The organism is Streptomyces sp. NPDC004435 (assembly GCF_042873895.1).
In the GTDB taxonomy this organism is placed as follows: Bacteria; Actinomycetota; Actinomycetes; order Streptomycetales; family Streptomycetaceae; genus Streptomyces.
This window is the reverse complement of the sequence record NZ_JBIAMB010000039.1, coordinates 1-24,227: the sequence shown is the minus strand read 5'-3', so window position 1 is coordinate 24,227 and position 24,227 is coordinate 1. Positions and strand designations below refer to the sequence as shown.

Below are 24,227 nucleotides of genomic sequence, written 5' to 3'. Positions count from 1 at the left end.
AAGGTCGGAGCGTGACGACGCCCGATCACCCCAGCCCCCGCTCCCGCTCCTCCGGCCCCGCCTCCTCCACCCCCGGCGCCTCCCCCTCCACCCCCTCGCCTCCCTCCCTCACCCGCTCCCCCTTCGACTCGGACACCTTCACCTCCGCCACCTTCGTCACCGTCGGGCACGGCCCCGTCCTCGCGCTCGCCGCCGTCTGGCTGCTCACGCGCGTGGGCATGCTGGCGCTGCTCACCGCCGACAGCCTCGGCATCGGCGGGGTCGGCCACGAGGTCCAGCTCCTCTACCGCTACTGGTACGGGCTGTTCGCCGAGGGCACCTTCCCGCCCTCCGACCCCGCCTGGCAGTACCCGCCCGGCGCCGGGCTCGTGATCATGGCGCCGGGACTGCTGACGCCCTGGCTCGACTACACCCAGGCGTTCGTCGTCCTGACCCTGGTCGCCGACGCCGCCATCACCCTCGGCCTCGCCCTCGCCGACCGCTCCCGGCTCACCCACGGCGCCTGGTACTGGGTCTGCGCCCTGCCGCTCCTCCTCCACCTGCCGCTCGCCCGGTACGACGTGATGGCCACCGCCCTCGCCGTCCTCGCCCTGCTGCTGTTCAAGCTCCGCTCCCCCGCGGGCCACCGTCTCGGCGGCGCGCTCGCCGGGCTCGGCGCGATGGTCAAGGTGTGGCCCGCGCTCGCGCTGATCGGCACGCCCCGGGGCCGTACGACCAGGGAGGCGTGGACGGCCGCCGCCGCCACGGCCGCCACCCTCCTCGTGGTGCTCGCCCTCTGCTTCTCCGACGCGCTCGGCTTCCTGCGCGGTCAGGGCGCCCGGGGCATCCAGATCGAGTCCCTGGGCGGCACCGCGCTCGGCCTGGCCCGCGCCGCCGGACTCTGGCCGGGGACCACGGAGATCCGCTTCGGGGCGTACGAGTACGTGGGCCCGTACGTCTCCACCCTCGGGCACCTCCTCCTGCTGCTCGCCGTCGCCGCCGCCCTGTGGCTGGTGCTGTGGCGGCTGCGCGCGACCCGCTGGTCCGAGGCCACCCCGTTCGACGCGGCCCTCGCCGCCGTGCTGCTGTTCACCGTGACGAGCCGGGTGATCAGCCCCCAGTACATGATCTGGCTCCTCGGCCTCGCCGCCGTCTGCCTGACCTCGCGCCGGACCGTGATGCGCCCGGTGGCGCTGCTCCTGCTCCCGGCCGCGGCGCTCAGCGCCCTCGCGTACCCGGTCCTCTACGCCGAGGTCGTCCTCGGCACCCCGCCCGGCCTGACGGTGATGGTCCTGCGCAACGGCCTCCTCCTCGCCGCGGCCGCCCTCGCCGCCCACCGCCTGTGGAAGGCCACGGTCACCCCCGTACGGGAATGACCCCGAGCACGGCCGAAGGGCCCCGCCGGAAGCGCGAGGCTTCCGGCGGGGCCCTTCTTCGGGGGTGACGGTCAGCTGTGCGTGCGCAGCAGCGTCCGCATCGTCCGCATGGCCACCGACAGGTTCGCCAGGTCGAAGGTGTCCGAGCCCTGGATCTCCTCCAGGGTCGTGTGGGCACGGCCCAGGATCGCCGCGTTCTTGTCCTCCCACGCCTTGAAGCGCTCCTCCGGCGTCGAGGAGCCGTTGCCGGCGACCAGGACGTCCGAGGTCAGCGCCGCGTGCGCGGCGAAGAGGTCCTCGCGGATGGAGGCGCGGGCCATGGACTGCCAGCGGTCGGCCCGCGGCAGCTCGATGATCCGGTCCATCAGGTCGGTGATCCGGAGCCGGTCGGCCAGGTCGTAGTAGACCTCGGCGACGGCCAGCGGGTCCTTCTCGGTGCGGTCCGCGATCGCGACGATGTCGAGCGTCGGGAAGGCGGACGAGAAGCCGGCGACGCGCAGGGCCAGCTCCTCCGGGACGCCGAAGCCGGTCAGCTCGTCGAGGATCGACCGGTACCACTCGGCGTCCGAGCCGCGCAGCAGCTGCGGCAGCCGGTCCCAGACCTGCTCGACCCGCTCCGCGAAGAAGTCGATGGTCTCGCCGATCGCGAGCGGCTGCGGCCGGTTGTTGAGCAGCCAGCGGGTGCCGCGCTCGACGAGCCGGCGGGAGTGCAGCCGCATCCGGGTCTGGACCTCGGCCGGGACCCGGTTGTCGAGGGCCTCGACGGCGTCCCAGACCTCGCCGAGCCGGAAGATGTTCCGGGCCGCGGTCTGGGCGCGGACGATCTCCTCCAGCGAGGCGCCGGTCTCCTCGCGGAGGCGGTGCAGGAAGGTCGAGCCGCCGGTGTTGACGGTGTCGTTGACCAGGACGGTGGTGATGATCTCGCGGCGCAGCGCGTGCCCGTCGACGGCCTCGCCGAACTTCTCGCGCAGCAGCGTCGGGAAGTAGGCGTGGAGCAGACCGGCCAGGTAGGGGTCGTCGGGCAGCTCGGTGCCGATCAGCTCGTCGGCCACCGTGATCTTGGTGTACGCGAGGAGGACGGCGAGTTCGGGCTGGCTGAGGCCCCGCTCGGTGTTGAGCAGCTCGCGGATCTGCCGGTCGTTGGGCAGGAACTCCAGGGAGCGGTCGAGCGCCCCGTCGCGGCCCAGGCGGCGCATGAAGCGCTGGTGGGCGTGGAGCAGGGAGGGCGACTGGGCGACGGCGTTGGCGAGGGCCGTGTTCTGGGCGTAGTTGTTGCGCAGGACGAGCCGGCCGACCTCGTCGGTCATCTCGGCGAGGATCTTGTTGCGCTGCTTGACGGTCATGTCGCCCTCGGCGACGAGCCCGTTGAGCAGGATCTTGATGTTGACCTCGTGGTCGGAGGTGTCGACGCCGGCGCTGTTGTCGATGGCGTCGGTGTTGATCTTGCCGCCCTCGCCCTCGGGTCCGCCGGTGCGGGCGAACTCGATGCGGCCGAGCTGGGTGGCGCCGAGGTTGCCGCCCTCGCCGACGACCTTGGCGCGGACGTCCTGGCCGTCGACGCGGATGGCGTCGTTGGCCTTGTCGCCGACGTCGGCGTTGGCCTCGGCGGAGGACTTCACGTAGGTGCCGATGCCGCCGTTCCACAGCAGGTCCACGGGGGCCTGGAGGATCGACTTCATCAGTTCGGCCGGGGTCAGCTTGGTGACGCCGTCCTCGATGCCGAGCGCGGCCCGCATGTGGGCGTTGACCGGGATCGACTTGGCGGTACGGGGGTGGATGCCGCCGCCCGCCGACAGCAGCGAGGTGTCGTAGTCGGCCCAGGAGGAGCGGGGCAGGTCGAAGAGGCGGCGGCGCTCGGCGTAGGAGGCGGCCGCGTCCGGGTTCGGGTCGATGAAGATGTGGCGGTGGTCGAAGGCGGCGACGAGGCGGATGTGCTCGGAGAGCAGCATGCCGTTGCCGAAGACGTCGCCGGACATGTCGCCGACGCCGACGACGGTGAAGTCCTCGGTCTGGGTGTCGTGGCCGAGCTCGCGGAAGTGCCGCTTCACGGACTCCCAGGCGCCCCGGGCGGTGATGCCCATGCCCTTGTGGTCGTAGCCGGCGGAGCCGCCGGAGGCGAAGGCGTCGCCGAGCCAGAAGCCGTACGACTCCGCGACGCCGTTGGCGATGTCGGAGAAGGTGGCGGTGCCCTTGTCGGCGGCGACGACGAGGTAGGTGTCGTCCTCGTCGTGGCGGACCACGTCGACGGGGGGCACGACCTCGCCGGCGACCAGGTTGTCGGTGATGTCGAGCAGCGCCGAGATGAAGGTCTTGTACGAGGCGATGCCCTCGGCCAGCCAGGCGTCCCGGTCCAGGGCGGGGTCGGGGAGCTGCTTGGCGACGAAGCCGCCCTTGGCGCCGACGGGCACGATGACGGTGTTCTTCACCATCTGCGCCTTGACCAGGCCGAGGATCTCGGTACGGAAGTCCTCGCGCCGGTCGGACCAGCGCAGACCGCCTCGGGCGACCTTGCCGAAGCGCAGGTGGACGCCCTCGACGCGGGGCGAGTACACCCAGATCTCGAAGGCGGGCCGCGGGGCCGGCAGGTCGGGGATGGCCTGCGGGTCGAACTTCATGGAGACGTACGCGTGCGGCTGTCCGTCCACGGCCTTCTGGAAGAAGTTGGTCCGCAGGGTCGCCTTGATGACGGTGAGGAAGGACCGCAGGATCCGGTCCTCGTCCAGGCTCGCGACCTGGTCGAGGGCGCCGTCCAGCTCCTCCAGGATGCCGTCGGTCAGCTCGGTGCCGGCGCGCTGGCGCTCCGGGGCCATCCGGGCCTCGAAGAGGGAGACGAGCAGCCGCGTGGTGTGGACGTTGTTGCGGAGGGTGTCCTCCATGTAGTCCTGGCTGAAGGGCGAGCTGGCCTGGCGGAGGTACTTGGCGTAGGCGCGCAGCACCATCGCCTCGCGCCAGGTGAGCCCGGCGGAGAGGACGAGGGAGTTGAAGTTGTCGTTCTCGGCCTGGCCGGTCCAGGTGGCGGAGAACGCCTCCTGGAAGCGCTCGCGGGCGTCGTCGCCGGCGTAGTCGCCGCCGTTGCCGGTGGACGCCGGCATGCGCAGGCCGAAGTCGTAGATCCAGGCGTGGGTGCGGTCGGCGCAGCGGAGCTCGTACGGGCGCTCGTCGGTGACCTCGACGCCGAGGCGGTTGAGGACGGGCAGGACGGCGGAGAGGGAGACCGGCTCGCCGGTCTTGTAGATCTTGAAGCGGCGCTCGCCGGGGCCGGCGGCGACGGGCTCGTAGAGGGAGAGCGCGAAGTCCTTGCCGCTGGCGGCGAGGGCCTCCATGCGGACGAGGTCGGAGACGGCGGCGCGCGGCGAGTGGTCCGCCTTGTAGCCCTCGGAGAAGGCGTGGCCGTAGCGGCGGAGCAGCTCGGCGGCGCGCTCCTCGCCGAACTCGGCGTTGAGGGCCTCGCCGAAGCCGTCGGCCCAGGAGCGGGCGGCCTCGACGAGCCGGGCCTCGATGCGGTCCACGTCGGCGTCGGTGAGGGCGGCGAGCTCGGTGCCGGGCTCGACGCGGATGACGAAGTGGAGACGGGAGAGGATCGACTCGGTGTTCCAGGCGGTGAAGTCGACGGAGGCGCCGTTCAGCTCCTCCTTGAGGATGTCGATGATCCGCAGCCGGACGCGGGTGGTGTAGCGGTCGCGCGGCAGGTAGACGAGGGCCGAGTAGTAGCGGCCGTACTCGTCCTGGCGCAGGTAGAGCCGCAGCCGGCGGCGCTCCTGGAGGTACAGGACGCTGGTGACGACGGAGCGGAGCTGGTCGACCGGGGTCTGGAACAGCTCGTCGCGCGGGTAGGTCTCCAGGATCTGGAGCAGGTCGCGGCCGTCGTGGCTGTTCGGGGAGAAGCCGGCGCCGGCCAGCACCTCCTGGACCTTGCGCTTGACGACGGGGACGCGGCGGACGGACTCGGTGTACGCGGCGGACGAGAAGAGGCCGAGGAAGCGGCGCTCGCCGACGACGTTGCCGTCGGCGTCGAACTTCTTCACGCCGACGTAGTCGAGGTACGAGGGGCGGTGGACGGTCGCGCGGCTGTTGGCCTTCGTCAGGATGAGCAGCTTGTGCTCGCGGGCCTTGGCGCGGGCGTCGGCGGGGAGCCTGCTGAAGGACGGGGAGACCGGGTGGGCGTGGTGGCCGGACTCGCCGTCGGTGTGGTGCGGGTCGGAGCGCAGGATGCCGAGGCCGGTGCCGGGGACGGCGGCGAGCGCGTCGCCGTCGACGAGCTCGTACTCGCGGTAGCCGAGGAAGGTGAAGTGGTCGTCGGCGAGCCAGCGCAGCAGCTCCTGGGCCTCCTCGACCTCGGTGGGCCGCAGGTCGGAGGCGGTGGGCTCGGCGGCGAGGCCGTCGGCGATGCGCAGCGCGGCGTCGCGCATCTTCTCCCAGTCCTCGACGGTCTCGCGGACGTCGGAGAGGACGCGGAGCAGGTCGGCGGTGATCTGCTTGAGGTCGGCCTTGTCGGTCTCGCGGTCGATCTCGACGTGGATCCAGGACTCGGCGAGCGCGTCGTGCGGCAGCTCGCCGTGGATCTGGGTCGACAGGACCTCGATGAGCTTGCCGGTGATGTCACGGCGGACGAGGACCTGCGGGTGGATCACGACGTGGATGCCGCGGCCCTGGCGGGAGAGCTCGTTGGTGACGGAGTCGACGAGGAACGGCATGTCGTCGGTGACGACCTCGACGACGGAGTGGCTGCTGGTCCAGCCGTTCTCCTCGACCGTCGGGGTGTGCACGCGGACGTTCGCGGTGCCCTGGGGGCGGTTCTCCGCGAGCCGGTAGTGGGCGAGCGCGGCGCCGAAGACGTCGTCCGGGTCGCGGTCGCCGAGGTCCTCGGGGGCGGTGTGCAGGTAGTAGCGCTGGAGGTAGTCGAGCACCGTGTCCCGGTCCGGGCGGCCGCCCTCCGGGCCCGTCGGAAGTCGCCCCCCGACCGGGCTGTGCTCAGCTACGCGGGCGGCCCTCTCGAGCAGCTCGGCCTTTGCTTCGTCCAGCTTGGTCTGCATGTCCTCTGACTCCTGTCGCGCGCCGTTGCGTGACGTCGGTGGGTAGGGCAGAACGCCTCGACGCGGTGTTTCCGGTCGAAGTCGACGTTATGCCCGGCTGAGAGATGCCCGGATGGAAACCGGCCACGGGAAGCGGCGATTCCGGACGGAGGGGATCGGCGAACGCACGGGCGGCCCGGCCGCGTGAGCGGACCGGGCGGCAGCCGGGGGCCGCACTGCCCCCGCGGCGTATCGCGCTGATCACGGGAAAAGCCTATCGCTCAAGCCCCCTGCCCCGTCATGAGCCGTATGTGTACAAAAGCGGGGGTGGAAGTTTGACGTTCTGGACAGCGACACATGCACTCTTGGCGGATCGCGCGGAACGGTGCAGCGTGGACGCGAGCACGACGACGACCGACCATCCCTGAGACCGGGAGAGCCATGGCGAAGATCTTGATCGTGACGGGGGACGCGGCGGAATCGCTGGAGGTGTTGTACCCGTACCAGCGTCTGCTCGAAGAAGGGTACGAAGTCGACATCGCCGCACCGGCGCGCAAGCAGCTCCGGTTCGTGGTCCACGACTTCGAGCCCGGCTACGACACGTACACGGAGAAGCCCGGCTACACCTGGCCCGCCGACCTGGCCTTCTCCGAGGTCGATCCGGGCGACTACGTGGCGGTGGTGATCCCCGGCGGCCGGGCCCCGGAGTACCTGCGCAACGACCCGGAGCTCCGCAAGATCCTCAAGTCGTTCTTCGACGCGGACAAGCCGGTGGCCCAGATCTGCCACGGGCCGCTGCTGACGGCGGCGGTCGGCGGCCTGGTGGGGCGCCGGGTCACCGCGTACCCGGCCCTTGAGCTGGACATGCAGTCGGCGGGCGCCGACTTCCAGGACTCGGCGGCGGTCGTCGACGGGCTGCTGGTCTCCTCGCGCGCGTGGCCGGACCACCCGACGTGGATGCGCGAGTTCCTGAAGGTGCTGCGCGCGAAGGGCTGACGGAGAGCGGGGCCGTACGGGGGCGGGCTGCGCCCCCTGCGGCCCCGTACGGCGGTACGCCTCCGGCGTCCCTACACCAGCTCCTCCGCGACGGAGACGGCCTCCTCCAGGGAGTCCACCACCGGCACGCCGACCCGCTCCAGCGAGGCCCGGCTGTGCGATCCGCCGGTGAAGAGCACGGCCTTCGCGCCGACGTGCGCGGCGGCCAGGGCGTCGTCGGCCGCGTCGCCGATGACGACGATCCGCTCGGCGGGGACGGCCAGCGCCTCCAGGTGGCGCACCATGTTCGCGGACTTGCCGTCGGTGGAGCGGTCGGTGCGCCCGTCGACCCGGACGAAGCGCTCCGCGATCCCGTGCCGCCGCACCAGCGGCAGCAGCTCGGCGTGCGGGGCCAGCGAGAGCAGCGACTGGGTGGCCCCGGCGGTCTGCCGGGCGGCCAGCAGCTCGGCGGCGCCCGCGGTCAGGACACAGCCCTCGGCGCGCTCCCAGTAGTGCCGGTGGAAGGTGCCGTCCATCAGGGTCCACTCGGCGTCGGTGGGCAGTCGGCCCATCAGCCGCTCGTAGAACTTCGGTACCGGGACCGTGTACAGCTCGCGGTACCGCTCCAGGGTGAGCGGTTCGAGGCCGAGCTCCGCGAAGGCGGCGTTGGTGGCGCCGATGACGGCGCCGATGTCGTCGAGCAGGGTGCCGTTCCAGTCCCAGACCAGATGCTTCCCCATGTGGTGCTTCCCCATGGACCGACGGTACAGGTCCGCGCCTCAGCCGAGGAGGGAGGGGATCTCCTGGACGCCGAACCAGAGCAGCTCGTGGTCCTCCGCCCCGTCCACGACGAACCGCGCGTCGTCGTCGCCCTGGTCGGCGGCCCCCAGTGCGGCGGCCGCGGCGGTGACGTCCGCCTCGGCGTCGTCCGCGTCGGCGTGCACGGCGGCGGCCTTGGCGAGCGCCACGGCGGAGGCGATCCGCACCTCGCCGATCGCGCCGGCGTCGAGTCCGCGGTCCGGGTCCGCGGCGGCGTCCTTGTCGGCGACGTCGACGGCGACGACCACCCGGCGGCGCGGCGCCTCCGGGTCCCCCGCGACGAGCCGCAGCGAGGCGGCGGCGGCGCGGCTGAGCGCCGCGTACTCCAGCTCCTCGATGTCGTCGGAGACGTACCACTCGCGCAGCGCGGGCGTGACGGCGTAGGCGGTCAGCGGGCCGGGCCCCAGCTCGCCCGCCTTGTGCGCCTGTGCGAGACCGGGAAGGGTCAGAGGAACGTACACGCGCATGGCTGGCCGCTTTCGTAGTCGGAAACGCCCTCAGGATACGTCCGGCCCCCGCACCCCGGGATGTCCACCCGTGGCCCTGGACCCCCCTGATAGGTGAATCACTCACCGTGTCCGCCGCGGCCGCCACCACCCTTGCGGCGCCCGAACCGCCCCCAGTACAAGATCCCCACGAGAAGTTACCGACCGGTATCGCCCGGTCACTCTCCGAAGGGACCCCATGCGCCACGCGACCGAGAACCCGACCGCCCCCCGCCCCACGCCACCGGGCACAAGCACCCACCCGACCACCGCCACCCACCCGGCCCTCTCCCCGGCCCCTCGGACCGGAGCGCCGGGCCCTACCGCCCCCACGCTCCACCCCGCCCCGCCGAGCGCCGGCACCCGCCCCCGCCCGGGCACCGCCACCGCCACCCGCCCGGACCCCGCCCAGGCCCCTCAGGCCGGGACGCCGGGCCCCACCGCCCCCGCGGCCGCCGGCCGGCCCGCCGTGTGCGCCCCGCGCCACCAGGGCGGACCCGGCAGGCCCGGAGGCCCCGCCGACGCCCCCGGAGGCCGCCCGCGCCCCCTCGTGCCCCCTCAGGGCACCGCCGGCCGGCGGGCGGGATGCACGCGAACGGGCGCGGGTACGGCCGCGGGGGCGGCGCGGCGGACGCTGCCCGTGCACACCGCCTTCGCGGAGCGGCTGCTCGCGGTGCTCAGCGGGGACCGGCCGGTGCACTCGATGCTGGGCCTGACCGTCGGGGAGGCGTACGAGCAGCTGGTCCGCCTCGCGCCCAGGACGGCGGCCCGCGGCCCCGGGCCCCGCCCGGTGCTCCGCCGGTGCGCCGCCCAGCCGCACTCCGGGGACACCGTCCTGGAGGTCTTCGCCTCGCTCGCCGCGGGCCACCGCGTCCGCGCCCTCGCCTTCCGCCTGGAACGCGGCCCCGACCACCGCTGGCGCTGCGCCGCCGTCGAGCTGGACGGTCTCGGCCGACTCGTCGGCGGCGCCGCCCAGCCATGACGAAGGGCCCCGCCGGAACACCCCCGGCAGGGCCCTTCACCGACTCACCCCGGGCCGACTCCCCCGGAGTCGACGCGCATCAGGCCGTCACTTCTTGCGGCGACGCCCGCCCGCGTTCTTCTGCGCCTTGCGGCGCTCCGCCCGCGTCATACCGTCACCCGCGTCGTCACCCTCCGACGCGAAGTCACCCTCCACGACACCGCCGTCGCCGTCCACCGACGGCGCCGAGAAGTGCAGCCGGTCCGGCCGCTGCGGCGCGTCGAGGCCCTTCGCGCGGATCTCCGGGCGCCCGCCCGCCGGAGCGGCCTCGGCCTTGTCCAGGGACGGCGCGCCGGCCTGCACCGGGACCTCCTCGACCTGCTGCTCGACCTGGACCTCCAGGTTGAACAGGTAGCCGACGGACTCCTCCTTGATGCCCTCCATCATGGCGGTGAACATGTCGAAGCCCTCGCGCTGGTACTCGACCAGCGGGTCCTTCTGCGCCATCGCGCGCAGGCCAATGCCCTCCTGGAGGTAGTCCATCTCGTAGAGGTGCTCGCGCCACTTGCGGTCGAGGACCGAGAGGACGACCCGGCGCTCCAGCTCACGCATGATCTCGGAGCCGAGCTGCGTCTCCCGCGCCTCGTACTGCTCGTGGATGTCGTCCTTGATGGACTCCTCGATGAACTCGGCGGTGATGCCCGCGCGGTCGCCCGCCGTGTCCTCCAGCTCGTCGACGGTGACCTTCACCGGGTAGAGCTGCTTGAAGGCGCTCCACAGCCGGTCCAGGTCCCACTCCTCCGCGAAGCCCTCGGCGGTCTCCTGGCGGATGTAGTCGTCGATGGTGTCGTCCATGAAGTGCCGGATCTGGTCGTGCAGGTCCTCGCCCTCCAGGACGCGGCGGCGCTCGCCGTAGATGACCTCACGCTGCCGGTTGAGGACCTCGTCGTACTTCAGGACGTTCTTGCGCGTCTCGAAGTTCTGGGTCTCGACCTGCGACTGGGCGGAGGCGATCGCCCGGGTGACCATCTTGTTCTCGATCGGCACGTCGTCCGGCACGTTCGCCATCGCCATCACGCGCTCGACCATCTGCGCCTTGAACAGACGCATCAGGTCGTCGCCGAGCGACAGGTAGAAACGGGACTCGCCCGGGTCGCCCTGACGGCCCGAACGACCGCGCAGCTGGTTGTCGATACGCCGCGACTCGTGGCGCTCCGTGCCCAGCACGTACAGCCCGCCGAGGTCCTTGACCTCCTCGAACTCCGCCTTCACGGCCTTCTCGGCGCGCTCCATGGCGGCGGGGAGGGCCGCGGCCCACTCCTCGACGTGCTCGACCGGGTCCAGACCCGCCTGGCGCAGCTCCGCCTCGGCGAGGTCGTCCGGGTTGCCGCCGAGCTTGATGTCGGTACCGCGGCCGGCCATGTTGGTGGCGACCGTGACGGCGCCGCGGCGACCCGCCTGGGCGACGATCGTGGCCTCGCGCTCGTGGTGCTTGGCGTTCAGCACCTCGTGCGGCACACCGCGCTTGGAGAGCTGCTGCGAGAGGTACTCGGACTTCTCGACCGACGTGGTGCCGACGAGGACCGGCTGGCCCTTCTCGTGCTTCTCGACGATGTCGTCGACGACCGCGGCGAACTTCGCCACCTCGGTCCGGTAGATCAGGTCCGACTGGTCCTTGCGCTGCATCGGCTTGTTCGTCGGGATCGGGACGACGCCGAGCTTGTAGATCTGGTGGAACTCCGCCGCCTCGGTCATCGCCGTACCGGTCATGCCGGAGAGCTTGTCGTAGAGGCGGAAGAAGTTCTGGAGGGTGATCGTGGCGAGCGTCTGGTTCTCGTCCTTGATCTGCACGCCCTCCTTGGCCTCGATGGCCTGGTGCATGCCCTCGTTGTAGCGGCGGCCGGCGAGGATACGGCCGGTGTGCTCGTCGACGATCATGACCTCGCCGTCGATGACGACGTAGTCCTTGTCCTTCTTGAACAGTTCCTTCGCCTTGATGGCGTTGTTCAGGTAGCCGACGAGCGGCGTGTTCACCGACTCGTAGAGGTTGTCGATGCCGAGCCAGTCCTCGACCTTGGCGACACCGGCCTCGTGGATGCCGACCGTGCGCTTCTTCTCGTCGACCTCGTAGTCGCCGGTCTCCTCGATGCCCTTCAGCTGGTTGCCGGGCTCACCCCTGGTGAGGCGGGTGACCAGCTTCGCGAAGTCGCCGTACCACTTGGTCGCCTGGTCGGCGGGGCCGGAGATGATCAGCGGCGTACGGGCCTCGTCGACGAGGATCGAGTCGACCTCGTCGACACACGCGTAGTTGTGGCCGCGCTGGACCAGCTCGTCCTTCGACCACGCCATGTTGTCGCGCAGGTAGTCGAAGCCGAACTCGTTGTTCGTGCCGTACGTGATGTCGCAGGCGTACTGCTCACGGCGCTGCGCCGGGGTCATGTTGGCCAGGATGCAGCCGACCTCCAGGCCCAGGAACTTGTGGACGCGGCCCATCATCTCGGAGTCGCGCTCGGCCAGGTAGTCGTTCACCGTGATCAGGTGCACGCCCTTGCCGGACAGCGCGTTGAGGTACGCCGGGAGCGTGCCGACGAGGGTCTTGCCCTCACCGGTCTTCATCTCGGCGACGTAGCCGAGGTGGAGCGCGGCACCGCCCATGATCTGGACGTCGTAGTGGCGCTGGCCGAGGACGCGCTTGGCGGCCTCGCGGACCGTGGCGAAGGCCTCGGGCAGCAGGTCGTCGAGGCTCTCGCCGTCGGCGTACCGCTGCTTGTACTCCTCCGTGAGGGCCCGCAGGTCGGCGTCGGAGAGGTTGACGAAGTCCTCTTCGATGGAGTTGACCTGGTCCGCGATGCGGTGCAGTTTGCGCAGGATCTTGCCTTCGCCTGCACGCATGAGCTTGTTGAAGACGGACACTGAGGCTGGTCTCCTTGCCGGTCGGGCCTGGCACTGGGTCTTGTCACGGACACGAGCGCGGGCACGGCAGGTGGTCCCCACCGCAACGGCCATCGTAAGCGAGACCACCCGCACGGAGGGAGGCCCGCACGGTGGCCGCCGCACGTACGCCCGCAAAGAGAACGCACGAGGTGGGCGGAAGGTGCCGCGCCTTCCGAAAAGTGTTCGCTTCCGCCGGGCGGCCGTCCCCACAATCCGGGCATGGATCCCATCACGCTCACCAGCGAACGCCTCCGGCTCCGCAGCTTCGTCCCCGAGGACGAGGACGTCGTGCACGCCCACTGCCAGGACCCCGCCATCCGCCGCTGGACGACCGTCCCGGACCCGTACACGCGCGAGGCCGCCGCCTTCTTCCTCAACCGGCTGGTCCCGGACGGCTGGCGCGAGGACACCGACTACACCTTCGCCGTCGAGCCGCTCGACGGCGGCCCCCTGATCGCCGCCACCGGCCTGCACTCCCGCGGCGAAGGCGTCTGGGAGGTCGGCTTCTGGCTCGCCCCCGCACACCGCGGCGAGGGCTACATGGCGGAAGCGGTCAGAACCGCCGCCCACTGGGCCTTCACCGGCCTCGGCTGCGTTCGGCTGACCTGGCGCGCCGAGGTCGGCAACACCGCCTCCCGCGCCGTCGCCGAGCGCGTCGGCTTCACCCTGGAGGGCGTCCAGCGCGCCGGCCTGCTCCACAAGGGCACGCTCCGGGACGGCTGGATCGGCTCCCTGCTCCCCTCCGACTTCGGCCTCCCCGGCCCCGTCCCGTACCTCCCGCCGCGCGAGGCCCCGCCCACCGCCGACCCCCGGCCCGCGGGCCCCCGCGAGGGCTCCGGCACTGTCGGTCCGGGGGCCTAGGGTTTCCGCATGACGACCGTGCCGACCACCCCGCAGACCGCTCCGAAGACCGCCCCGACGCCCGCACCCCAGCCCGTCGCCGAGCTGTCCGCCGCCGAGGCCCGCCGGATCGCCCTGCGCGCCCAGGGCTTCCTCGGCGCGCCCGACCGCAGGGCCGGAGTCCGCGGGGTGCTCCGCCACCTCGGGCAGGTCCAGCTGGACACCATCTCGGTCCTGGCCCGCTCGCACGAACTCATCCCGTACGCCCGCCTCGGCGCCGTCGGCCGCCCCGCGGTGGAGGAGGCGTACTGGTCGGAGGGGCACGCCTTCGAGTACTGGTCGCACGCCGCCTGCATCCTCCCCGTCGAGGAGTGGCCGCTCTTCGCCTTCCGCCGCCGCGCCTACCGCGACCGCCCGCACTGGCACCACGACCTCGCCGACGGCTCCTACGCCAAGGTGATCGACCAGCTGCGCGCCGAGGGCCCCCGCACGGCGACCGAGCTCGGCGGCGCCAAGAACAAGGGCGAGTGGTGGGACTGGTCCGACACCAAGATCGCGGTCGAACGGGCACTGATGTTCGGCGAGGTCGTCGTCACCGAGCGGCGCGGCTGGAAGCGGGTGTACGACCTGGCGGAGCGGGCGATCCCGGAGGAGCTGCGCCACGACGACCTCGACGACACCGAGTGCGTCCGGCGCCTCGTCCGGCAGGCGGGCGAGGCGCTGGGCGTGGGCACGCGCACGGACATCGCCGACTACCACCGGCTCAAGGCGGAGCAGTTCGACGCGGTGGTGGCGGACTCGGGCCTCGTGCCGGTGACGGTGGAGGGCTGGGGGAAGCCGGCCTGGGCGGATCCGGCGGCACTGGCCACCGAGCCGCGCGGCAGGCACCGCACGACGCTGCTCTCCCCCTTCGACTCGCTGATCTGGGAGCGTGCGCGCACCGAGCGGATCTTCGGCTTCACCCACCGCCTCGAGGCGTACGTGCCGAAGCCGAAGCGCGTGCACGGCTACTTCGCCATGCCGGTGCTGGCCGGCGGCCGTCTGGTCGGCCGCGTGGACCCGGCCCGCGAGGGCCGCACCCTGGTGGCCAAGCAGGTCTCCCTGGACGGCCCGAAGGCGGTCCCCGCGGTCGCCCGGGCCCTCCGCGAGGCCGCGGACTGGGTCGGCTGCGACGCGGTCCGCGCGGAGCGCGTGGACCCCCCGGAGCTGGCCCCGCTGCTCACGAAGGCGCTGGACGCGTAGCGCCCGTCATCTACGGGAATCCCCGGGGGGGGGCGACCCCCGGACCCCGGACCCCTGACCCCCGGCAGCCAGGCCCGACAGGCCCGGCAACCCTGGCAAGCCCGAGCCTCAGCGGATCTCCAGGATCTTCTCCCGCATCGCGTACACCACGGCCTCCATGCGGGAGTGGAGCTGGAGCTTCTCCAGGATGTTCCGCACGTGGTTCTTCACCGTGTTCTCGGAGATGAAGAGCTCCTTGGCGATGTCCCGGTTGTTCATGCCGGTCGCGACGAGCTTGAGGACCTCCAGCTCGCGGTCGGTCAGCCGGGGCGCGGGGACGAGCCGGCGCTCGTCGGTGCGCTGGATCATCGACTTGAACTCGGTGAGGAGCTTCGACGCCATCGACGGGCTGATCTGCGACTGCCCGTCCGCGACGGCGCGGATCGCGGTGGCGACCTCGTCGGTGGAGATCTCCTTGAGGAGGTAGCCGGTGGCCCCCGCCTTGATCGCGTCGTAGAGGTCCGCCTCCTCGTCGCTGATCGTCAGCATGATGATCTTCGCGCTGGGGGCGACCTCCTTGATGGAGGTGCACGCCTCGATACCGCCGCGCCGGGGCATCCGTACGTCCATCAGGACGATGTCGGGCAGCAGGTCCGCCGCCTTGTCGACCGCCTCGGCGCCGTCGCCCGCCTCGCCGACGACCTGGATGTCCTCCTCGTGGGCGAGGACGATCTCCAGTCCGCGCCGGAAAAGCGCGTGGTCGTCCACGACCAGCACCCGGATCGGCTCCTTGCGAGACGCCTCGCTGGCCGATTCCGATCCTTCCGGGACACCCTCATGGGCAAGCGCACCGCGCTCGTGCCCGCTGAGCACCGGGCCGAAGCTGTCTGCCATCGTTCCTCCCCCTGAAGGCCGTGGCCTGAATTCGTTTCCGGTCCTCCAACCACTGCCCGGGAAGCACCGGTTGGCGTGCACGTCATGATTTCATGCCCCGGCGGTTCCGGGGTGGCCCCCTGGGCGCACAGGGGTGCCCCTGGGGATCGCGAGGAGCGCTCCAGGGGCACCGGACGGGACACATGAGGCGGGTGGTGCGGACCGGGCGGCCGGGCCGGCCGGTCAGTCGTTCGACGGGTCAGCCGCCGAGCGCACCGCCCGCACCACCGCTGTTCTCGGCGAGCGGGTCGTTCTCCAAGTGGATGACGCCGTAGTCGTAGGCGTGGCGCCGATAGACGACGCTCGGCTGCTTGGTCTCGGCGTCGACGAAGAGATAGAAGTCGTGGCCGACCAGTTCCATCTCGTACAGCGCCTGGTCGAGTCCCATCGCGGCGGCCTTGTGCGTCTTCTCGCGGACCACCAGCGGGCCTTCGCCCTGGACCTCGATCGAGCCCATCATCGTGGTGGGCACCTCGCCGCCGGTCTCGTCGGCGACGAGCTCGCCCTGCCCGTTCAGCTGGGCGACGCCGGGGACGACGTCGGCGACCTCCGCCGCGGAGAGCCGCCCGTTGCCCCGGCGGGTGTAGCGCTTGTCGTGCTGCTTGCGAAGCCTGGCCTCCAGCTTGTCGCTGGCCAGGTCGAGGGCCGCGTACGGGTCGCCGGCCGACGCTTCCGCCCGGATGACCGGGCCTCGGGAGTGGAGGGTGATCTCCACTCGGTCGGACCTGTCGGCCTGCCGCGGGTTGGGCTCCTTGGACACCTCGACGTCGAGGCTGATCACCTTGCCGTCGAGCTTCTGGATCTTCTCCAGCTTCAGCTTCTCGGCCACGTGCTTGCGGAACCGCTCGGGCACCTCGGTCTTGCGGCCCTTGACGACGATGTCCACGCAGAACTCCGTTCCCGGATCGCCCGCTCGGCTCCTAGGCCGACGGGCATCTCCCTTTGCACCAGCCCCGGCGGTATCACCGGAGCACGGACTTGGCGACTTCGACCTCCTCCTCCCCAGCCGACAAGATCGCCACCCCATCGACGAGAGGTTAATTCGCCTTTAACTCCTGTCCTGAGCGCAACCATGTATGCGTCGAAGGATCGGACTTTCATCCGCCCTCACAACCGAACATAGCCCCTTCGGACGGGTGTCGGCACCCGCTGCCGAGACTTACCTCCATTCGGAGGCTTTCACCTCTCACCACCTGCAACGATCCAAGTTCTGGGCGAGTTCCGGTTTATTTCGAACGAAGCGGGAGATGATGCGATCACAGCCGCCACCCGCTGTTCGAATTCGTGCTGCGCGGAATCACTCGGGGATCTTTCCGCCGCCCCGGCCGTGAACGGCGGGTGTACGACTCCGAGGGCGCGCGCCGCCTCCGCGAGCGTCGCACCGGTGGTCATCAGGTCGTCCACGAGGACCACTCGACCGGTCGCCAGCAGCCGCCCGCCGCCCGGCACCACCTCCAGCGCCCCGGCCAGGTTCACCCACCGCCCGCGCGCGCCGAGCCCCGCCTGGTCCGCCACGGCCCGTCGCTGCCGCAGCACCGGCACCACCCGCGCCGGGAGCCCCGTCCGCCGCAGCCGAGCCGCCGCGCCCAGCGCCACCCGGCGCGTCGGATCATGCCCCCGAGCCCGCACCGAGCGCCGCGAGGACGGCACCGGCACCAGGAGCAGCGGACCACCCCCGGAGCCGCTCACAGCGGCCTCCACGGCCCGCGCGAGCGCCCCTCCGAGCGCCCCTGCCAACCCCAGCGCCCCACGCTCCTTGTGCGCGATCAGCAGAGTCCGCACAACCCCCTCGTACGGCAGAGCGGCATGCACCACGGGCAACCCGACCGGCTCCGGCGCAGGCCGAACCCGGGGAGGGGCCCCCACCCCTCCCCCTCCCCCGTCCCCACACCCGCCGTCCTCACTCCCGGCCTCCCCCGCCAGCACCCCCGCGCACCGCGCGCACAGCGCCGTGCGAGGCGCCCCGCATCCCTCGCACGCGACGGGCAGCACCAGCCCGGAGATCTCACGCCACCAGCCCCGCATGGGTCCACTCTGGCGGCGCCCGGCGACCCCCGCCACCCCTGTGGACAACGCCCTGTGGACAACCCGGCGCGAGGCGGCGAGAACCCACCGGAGCGACCCCCGTAGCCCGCGGTCGCAACCCGGTCACCCCGCCCTGGCAGCCTCCGGAAGAACCCCGCAGGGGAACCCGCAGAGGAACCCGCAAGGGAACCCGCAGGGGACCCCACGGACACCCCGCAGGAACCCCGTTCCCCCTACCCCGGGTAGACCGGCCCGGTCCCGGACTTCACCACCGGCTGCCAGTTGGCCCCGGGCATCAGCCGCACGATGCCGTCGTTGCCGGAGGAGGCGATCAGCGGATCGGCCTCGTTGCGCGAGGCGGCGACTCCGTTGACCCCGTTCAGGCCCGGCAGCACCGAGCTCGCGGAGGTGGAGCCGTCGGTCTGGAGGTAGCGGATCTGCTGGACGCCGCCGGCCTCGCGGCCGATCACGACGAGCCGGGACGGCCCGGCCCAGGAGACGGACGAGACGGACTCCATGCGGGGCGCGGCCGGCTGGAGGTCTTCCACCGACACGACCTCGTGGTCGGCGCCGTCCTGCCGTTCGATCCGGCCGATCTGGAGGGTGGTCCGCCCGTCCCGGGTGATCAGGAGCGCGATCCGCACCCCGTCGGCCGAGACGCGCAGCGACTCGATCCGGGTGTTCTCCGTCAGCCACGGCGTGTGGACCTCGATCCACTTGCCGTTGCCGTCGGGCACGACCACCAGCCTCTGGTGGCCCTTGGCCCGGTCGGCGACCCACAGGTCGCCCTGCCCGTCCCAGCTGGGCTGGGAGAGCCGGTCCTTCGGCGCCGCGGCCGGGGCCGCCGCGCTCCTGAACACCGCCGGCAGCTGCTCCTGCTCGGTGGTGATCGAGGAGACGTGAAGCGCGGCGCCGTCCTTGGAGACGCCGGCCGCCAGGGTCCCTCCGCGGGCCACGGCGATCGAGCCCAGCGGTACGTCGCCCTTGCCCAGCGGCCCGGGCACCTCGACCGTCTGGACGGTGTCCTTGCCGCCGGCCTGGAGCGTCGTCATGCGGTCGTTCTCGTCGATGAAGTACGGGGTCTCGGCCTGTCCGATGTCCCTGACGGCCTCGAACTCGGCCGCCTGCGCCTTGCCCAGCCGGCAGACGCCGTTGTTGTCGACGTCCTGGAGCTCGACCTGGTCGACGCTCACGGAGGGCAGGTCGCCGAGGGTGACGAGCAGCTGGGCCGCAAGCCGCCGGCACATCTCGCCGCCGAACCGGTCGGCCTTCACATTGAGCGGCACCTTGAGCGTGGACTGGTCGTCCGTGGTCAGCGTGGTGACGCCCGCGCGCAGCTCCGTACCGGACGGGAAGGGCGCGTCGACCGCCGGCCGCAGCCAGTTCGACGGTCCGGCGAGGAGCGCCTTCACGGTCTGGGCCACCGGGTCCATGCGGGTGACCGGGTCCTGCCGCTGCCGGATGTAGACGGGGTCGGCGACCAGCCAGTTCTCTCCGGAGGCGAAGTAGTACTTGTCGACCGACCGGTAGTTGCGCAGGAAGTCGGCCTCGCCGAGGACCAGGCCGGGCGGCAGGGTGTCGATCCGCCACTCCTTGTCCTTGCTGTTGGCGACGGGTTCCTGCACGACGTGGATGGCCTGGGCGTACTCCACCGAGCTGACCGCCTGGTAGGCGTGCCGGGAGTCGACGGTCGCGATCGTCCGGCCGGAGATCGGGTAGGCGCGGCCCTGGTTCTCCGGGTCCTCGTGGCGGTCGGCCGGCTCGCGGTCGGGCGCGGTGGCGAGCACCGTGATGCTCTGTTCCGGCTTCCAGTTCTTCGCGGCGGTCCTGGTCAGGTACTTCCGGGCGGTCGCGAAGCCGGGGTCGTCGCTGGTCATGGCTTCGAGGAAGCCGTCGACGATCTCGTCCGGGTTCGCCTCCTCCTTGGGGGCGACGGCGTAGACCCGCACCTGCGAGTCCCCGCGGTTGGCTCCGCGTACCGCCTGGACCTCGCCGCTGTCGGGCATGGTGGCGCAGCCCGTCGCCAGGAGTGCGCCGCAGGCGGCGAGCGCCAGCGTCCGTCCGGTCCGTCCCCGCCCCGCCCGCAGTCGCGCGTCAGCGCTCACCTGTGCCGTCCTCCCGCTCCGCGTTCCCCGCCGTGCTCCTGCCGGTGCCGTGCTCCGTGTCCGCGACTGTCCGTGCCACCACCCGGGCCCCGCTGCCGGGCAGCGCCGCCGGGTCGACGGCCGCCCTGGGCGGCCCGGGGATCCGCGGCGGTACGGGTGGGAGCGGGGCCCGCTCCCCGGCCGGCTGGACCGGCACCGAGGCGCTCCGGCCGGTGTCCTGCGCCCGCACGGCGGCGGCCTGTTCCCGGTTGCGCCGGGAGTCCTCGGGCTCCAGCGGTATCGGGGAGCCCCGCAGCGGCTCGTCGGCCGTGCGCGGCAGCGTCAGCCGGAACTGCGAGCCGCCGCCGGGCTCGCCCCATGCCTGGAGCCAGCCGCCGTGGAGCCGTGCGTCCTCGACGGCGATGGACAGGCCGAGGCCCGTTCCGCCGGTGGTACGCGCGCGTGCCGGGTCGGCCCGCCAGAACCGGTTGAAGACCCGCGTGGCCTCGCCGGGCTTCAGGCCGACGCCGTAGTCGCGTACGGCGACGGCGACGGCCCCGCCGGCGGCGGCGAGCTTCACCACGACGTCCCGGCCCTCGCCGTGCTCGACGGCGTTGACCACGAGGTTGCGCAGTACCCGCTCGACGCGGCGGGCGTCCGCCTCGGCCACGACGGGCTGCTCGTCCCCGACGACGACGATCCGGGTGCCCTTCCGTTCGGCGAGCGGCTCGGCGCCGCCGATGACCCGGCGCACCACCTGTCGCAGGTCGATCGGCTCGGCCTCCAGGGCGGCGGCGCCGGCGTCGAAGCGGCTGATTTCCAGGAGGTCGGAGAGGAGCGATTCGAACCGGTCGAGCTGGTCGCCGAGGAGTTCCGCGGAGCGCGCGGTGACGGGGTCGAAGTCGACGCGGGCCTCGTGGATGACGTCGGCCGCCATCCGGACGGTCGTCAGCGGTGTCCGCAGCTCGTGGGAGACGTCCGAGACGAAGCGCCGCTGCATCCGCGACAGCTCCTCCAGCTGCTGGATCTTCTGCTGGAGGTTCGAGGCCATCTTGTTGAAGGCTTCGCCGAGGCGCGCGATGTCGTCCTCGCCGGTGACCTTCATCCGCTCCTGGAGCCGGCCGGCGGAGAGCCGCTCGGCGATCCCGGCCGCCATCCGTACGGGGGTGACGACCTGCCGCACCACGAACCAGGCGATCGCGCCGAGGAGCACCACCACGAAGAGTCCGGCGGTCGCCAGGGTCGTCTTGACCAGGTCGAGGGAGTCCTCCTCCTGGGTCAGCGGGAAGAGGTAGTACAGCTCGTACTGCTTGCCCTCGGCGTCGTTGAGCCGCTTGCCGATCAGGAGCCCCGGCTCGGACGGCTTGTCGCTGGTGTAGTGGATCCGCCCGAACTTCTGGAAGGGCCCGCTGCCCTGACCGACGGAGAGCCGCAGGGCGACGGGGACGGACCGCGCGGGATCGACCTCGCCGGAGGCGCGGGCGCCGCGGCTCGCGGTGTCGTCGGAGTCCAGCGACAGCGCCACCACGTTGAACGCGTTCTGGCCACCGCTGGCGAGCTGCTCCACAAGGGTGGAGCGCCAGTTCACGGAGGATCCGGCCCGGACGCCGTCCTGGCCGGGTACGGACGGTGTGGTGGCCGCCCGGTCCTGCGCGGCGGAGAACCCGCCGGCGGCCTGGATCTGGGCGGAGTTCTCCTTGGTCTCCAGCAGTCCGTTGCGGACCTGGCCGATGACGACGAGGCCCAGCAGCAGCACCACGCCGAGGGACATCAGGAGGGTGCCCGCGACGACCCGCAGCTGGATGTTCCGTCGCCACAGCCGTACGGCGGGCAGCAGCGGCCTGCGGACGAGCCGGGCGACGATCCGGAAGACCCGGCCGCCCGGCGTACCGTCCTGAAGCATTCGTCCACCGCGTATCAGGCGGCCGGAACGCGAGCCCCCCCGTCCCGGTCCGGCAGCCCGCCCCGTACGGCCCCCGGGGTCCGGGGACTCCGGGGCAGTACTGCCCTTGCTCATATCAGCTCGGTCCCGCCTTGTAGCCGACGCCCCGGACGGTCACCACGATCTCCGGACGCTCCGGGTCCTTCTCGACCTTGGAGCGCAGGCGCTGGACGTGCACGTTCACCAGCCGGGTGTCGGCGGCGTGCCGGTAGCCCCACACCTGCTCCAGGAGCACCTCGCGGGTGAACACCTGCCAAGGCTTGCGCGCGAGCGCCACCAGCAGGTCGAACTCCAGCGGCGTGAGGGCGATCGACTGCCCGTCGCGCTTCACGGAGTGTCCGGCCACGTCGATGACGAGGTCACCGATGGTGAGCTGCTCCGGTGCGGGCTCCTCGGAGCGCCGCAGCCGTGCCCTGATGCGGGCGACGAGCTCCTTCGGCTTGAACGGCTTGACGATGTAGTCGTCGGCCCCGGATTCCAGGCCCACGACGACGTCGACGGTGTCGCTCTTGGCCGTCAGCATCACGATGGGTACGCCTGACTCGGCCCTGATGAGCCGGCACACCTCGATGCCGTCCCGTCCGGGCAGCATGAGGTCCAGCAGTACCAGGTCCGGCTTGGCTTCCCGGAATGCGGCGAGAGCCCGGTCGCCGTCCGCGACGAACGACGGCTCGAACCCTTCACCCTTGAGCACGATCCCGAGCATCTCGGCCAGTGCGGTGTCGTCGTCGACGACGAGAACGCGTCCCTTCATATCGACATCATCCCATTTCCGTATCAGTCTCAAGGCGGCTGGTGAGATACCTCACTGACCTGCGACAACGCCTCGGACGGGCGCCCTGACTCCCCGTGTACGCGCGCTCCGCCGCCAGTAACGACTGTCACCCCCGTGCCCCCGCGGTCGCCCAGAACCGTACCTCGCCGGAAGCCGAACGCCCACGTTCCGGAACAACCTTCGTATCCCCGTACGAGAAGGGGTTCCGCTCCGGCCCATGCCGGGGGCCCTCATGACACGATGGCAGCCGGCCCGCCGCCCGACCGTGGACGGCCGCCGTGACCGAGCCGGTTCGCCGACCGGCACCGCGACCCAATCCGCCGAGGTGGACGACCGTGAACGACACTCCGGGCCGGAACAAGCCCGGATCCGCCCCTTCCGACGGCCAGGACGACGCCCCCGCGATCCCCGGGCAGTCCTCCCCGACGGAGCCGCACGACTCCGCGTCCCAGTGGTCGAAGGACCAGCCGCCCGCCGGCCGGTGGTCCCCGCCGACGGCCGGCCGCACCCGCCCGCCGGCTCCCGGCCGCGCCTGGGCGAAGCCCCCGCAGGGGGGCGGTGGCGGCCATGGCGCCGCGGCGGCCCCGAAGCCGGGTGTGATCCCGCTCCGCCCGCTGGGTGTGGGCGAGATCCTCGACGCCTCGGTCGCGACGCTGCGCCGCTACTGGCGGACGGTTCTGGCGGTGACGGTGCCCGTGGCCGTCGTCACCCAGGTCGCCCTGATGTTCGTCCAGCGCTATCTGTCCACGGACGCGCCGAAGCTGCACGCGGACGCGACCCCGGCTGAGCAGCTGGAGGCGGCCTCCGCGTACCTGCGGGCGTCCTTCAACGAGCTGGCGCCGACCATGCTGGTGTCGGTGGCGGCCGCTGTCTTCGTCAGCGCCCTGCTGACGGTGGTGGTGAGCCGGGCCATCCTGGGCCGCCCGGTGACGCTCTCCGAGGCGTGGCGCGAGGCGAGCCCCCGTCTGCCGCAGCTCCTGCTGCTGTCGCTGGCGCTGCCGCTGGCCGCGGGGCTGCTCGCGTTCGTGGCCATGCTTCCCGGGCTGCTGCTCGGCGGTGCGGGCGGCGCGACGCTGGCCTTCTTCGGCGGTGCGGCGGCCTTCCTCGTGGTCGTCTGGATGCTGATCCGCTTCAGTCTGGCCTCCCCGGCCCTGATGCTGGAGCGGCAGGGCATCGTCCCGGCGCTGAAGCGCTCCGCGAAGCTGGTCACCGGCTCCTGGTGGCGGATCTTCGGTGTCACGCTGCTGGCCCAGCTCCTGATCACCGTCTTCACCTGGGTCCTGGCGATCCCGTTCACGGCGATCGCGTTCGCCGTCGACGGCGTCGGCACGGGCTCCGCCTTCGAGCTCACCTGGACCTATCTGATCGTGATGGCCGTCGGCGGAATCATCAGCAGCTCTCTCACGTACCCGATCGCCGCCGGCGTCTCCGTCCTCCTCTACGTGGACCAGCGCATCCGCCGCGAGGCCCTGGACGTGGAACTCACGAAGGCCGCCGAGTCCCCCTCCCAGCACTGATCCACCCCGCCCCGAAAAGCTCCCGTCCTCCGCCCCAAGGCACCGAGGACGGGAGCTATTCTCGTCCCGGGAAAGCCCACAAGGCCCCCTCCACGGCAGTACGACTCACTCCCCGGCAGGGGACTACGGCAACCCCGACAGAGGCGGCCCAGGACCCCTTACCGGCGCCTCGAAGGCCCTAGGGCCTTCGGCCTCAAGGGCATTGAGGGCACCGGACATGGCGAGCGAGCCGGCACTGCTCCGGCAAATGTCCTGTGAACGCAGAAAAGCCCCGCACCAGAAGGTGCGGGGCTTTCCCACAATGATTGTTCGGCGGCGTCCTACTCTCCCACAGGGTCCCCCCTGCAGT

Annotated in this window: 15 protein-coding genes and 1 pseudogene; 6 read left to right on the top strand and 10 right to left on the bottom strand. The window is 71.9% G+C overall.

The features are described 5' to 3' along the window. The first annotated feature begins 11 nt into the window (after positions 1 to 11). Positions 12 to 1,355, top strand: a complete 1,344-nt coding sequence (locus tag ACFYT9_RS39120) for a glycosyltransferase 87 family protein (RefSeq protein ID WP_389171884.1) — start codon at positions 12 to 14, stop codon at positions 1,353 to 1,355. Between the two features lie 71 nt (positions 1,356 to 1,426). On the opposite strand, the gene ACFYT9_RS39115 is transcribed toward ACFYT9_RS39120, so the two are convergent. Further along, on the bottom strand, positions 1,427 to 6,388 hold the full coding sequence (locus ACFYT9_RS39115) for an NAD-glutamate dehydrogenase (RefSeq protein ID WP_389171881.1): 4,962 nt from the start codon (positions 6,386 to 6,388) through the stop codon (positions 1,427 to 1,429). Positions 6,389 to 6,808: 420 nt separating this feature from the next. Between ACFYT9_RS39115 and ACFYT9_RS39110 the strand changes: the two genes are divergently transcribed. Further along, on the top strand, positions 6,809 to 7,363 hold the full coding sequence (locus tag ACFYT9_RS39110) for a DJ-1/PfpI family protein (RefSeq protein WP_376597453.1): 555 nt from the start codon (positions 6,809 to 6,811) through the stop codon (positions 7,361 to 7,363). A gap of 71 nt (positions 7,364 to 7,434) precedes the next feature. Here ACFYT9_RS39110 and ACFYT9_RS39105 read toward each other — a convergent pair whose 3' ends face one another. Continuing rightward, complete coding sequence (locus ACFYT9_RS39105) at positions 7,435 to 8,097, bottom strand: HAD family hydrolase (RefSeq protein WP_389171877.1); 663 nt, start codon at positions 8,095 to 8,097, stop codon at positions 7,435 to 7,437. A 24-nt stretch (positions 8,098 to 8,121) separates the two neighbouring features. After that, a complete protein-coding gene (locus tag ACFYT9_RS39100) occupies positions 8,122 to 8,628 on the bottom strand; it encodes a DUF6912 family protein (RefSeq protein ID WP_376597450.1) in 507 nt (168 codons plus the stop codon). Positions 8,629 to 8,845: 217 nt separating this feature from the next. On the opposite strand from ACFYT9_RS39100, the gene ACFYT9_RS39095 reads away from it, so the two are divergent. Beyond that, a complete protein-coding gene (locus ACFYT9_RS39095; RefSeq protein ID WP_389171874.1) occupies positions 8,846 to 9,628 on the top strand; it encodes an Rv3235 family protein in 783 nt (260 codons plus the stop codon). Between the two features lie 87 nt (positions 9,629 to 9,715). On the opposite strand, the gene secA is transcribed toward ACFYT9_RS39095, so the two are convergent. Next, positions 9,716 to 12,520: a preprotein translocase subunit SecA gene (gene secA / locus ACFYT9_RS39090; RefSeq protein ID WP_389171871.1), complete on the bottom strand. Its 2,805-nt coding sequence runs from the start codon at positions 12,518 to 12,520 to the stop codon at positions 9,716 to 9,718. A gap of 240 nt (positions 12,521 to 12,760) precedes the next feature. On the opposite strand from secA, the gene ACFYT9_RS39085 reads away from it, so the two are divergent. After that, positions 12,761 to 13,402, top strand: a complete 642-nt coding sequence (locus tag ACFYT9_RS39085; RefSeq protein ID WP_389171868.1) for a GNAT family N-acetyltransferase — start codon at positions 12,761 to 12,763, stop codon at positions 13,400 to 13,402. Positions 13,403 to 13,411: 9 nt separating this feature from the next. After that, positions 13,412 to 14,623 carry a winged helix-turn-helix domain-containing protein gene (locus tag ACFYT9_RS39080; protein WP_387279583.1) on the top strand — a complete coding sequence of 404 codons (1,212 nt, stop codon included), beginning with the start codon at positions 13,412 to 13,414 and terminating at the stop codon, positions 14,621 to 14,623. A gap of 108 nt (positions 14,624 to 14,731) precedes the next feature. Here the strand turns inward: ACFYT9_RS39080 and ACFYT9_RS39075 are convergent. The 6 genes and pseudogenes from ACFYT9_RS39075 to mtrA all read right to left on the bottom strand — a co-directional run. Then, positions 14,732 to 15,397: pseudogene (locus ACFYT9_RS39075) on the bottom strand (response regulator); the annotation flags it as partial. Positions 15,398 to 15,734: 337 nt separating this feature from the next. Next, positions 15,735 to 16,421 (bottom strand): ribosome hibernation-promoting factor, HPF/YfiA family, encoded by a 687-nt coding sequence (gene hpf, locus ACFYT9_RS39070; protein ID WP_376597442.1) that lies wholly within the window; start codon positions 16,419 to 16,421, stop codon positions 15,735 to 15,737. 293 nt (positions 16,422 to 16,714) lie between these two features. Beyond that, positions 16,715 to 17,560 (bottom strand): ComF family protein, encoded by an 846-nt coding sequence (locus ACFYT9_RS39065; protein WP_389171863.1) that lies wholly within the window; start codon positions 17,558 to 17,560, stop codon positions 16,715 to 16,717. Between the two features lie 233 nt (positions 17,561 to 17,793). After that, positions 17,794 to 19,665, bottom strand: a complete 1,872-nt coding sequence (locus ACFYT9_RS39060) for an LpqB family beta-propeller domain-containing protein (protein WP_387279579.1) — start codon at positions 19,663 to 19,665, stop codon at positions 17,794 to 17,796. Continuing rightward, positions 19,655 to 21,661: an MtrAB system histidine kinase MtrB gene (gene mtrB / locus ACFYT9_RS39055; protein ID WP_389171860.1), complete on the bottom strand. Its 2,007-nt coding sequence runs from the start codon at positions 21,659 to 21,661 to the stop codon at positions 19,655 to 19,657. Before mtrB ends, ACFYT9_RS39060 begins: the two co-directional genes overlap by 11 nt. 1 nt (position 21,662) lies before the next feature. Further along, positions 21,663 to 22,340 (bottom strand): two-component system response regulator MtrA, encoded by a 678-nt coding sequence (mtrA, locus tag ACFYT9_RS39050; RefSeq protein ID WP_376597436.1) that lies wholly within the window; start codon positions 22,338 to 22,340, stop codon positions 21,663 to 21,665. A gap of 356 nt (positions 22,341 to 22,696) precedes the next feature. On the opposite strand from mtrA, the gene ACFYT9_RS39045 reads away from it, so the two are divergent. Then, entirely contained in the window at positions 22,697 to 23,878 is a 1,182-nt protein-coding gene (locus ACFYT9_RS39045) for a glycerophosphoryl diester phosphodiesterase membrane domain-containing protein (protein WP_389171856.1), read from the top strand. Positions 23,879 to 24,227: the final 349 nt, after the last annotated feature.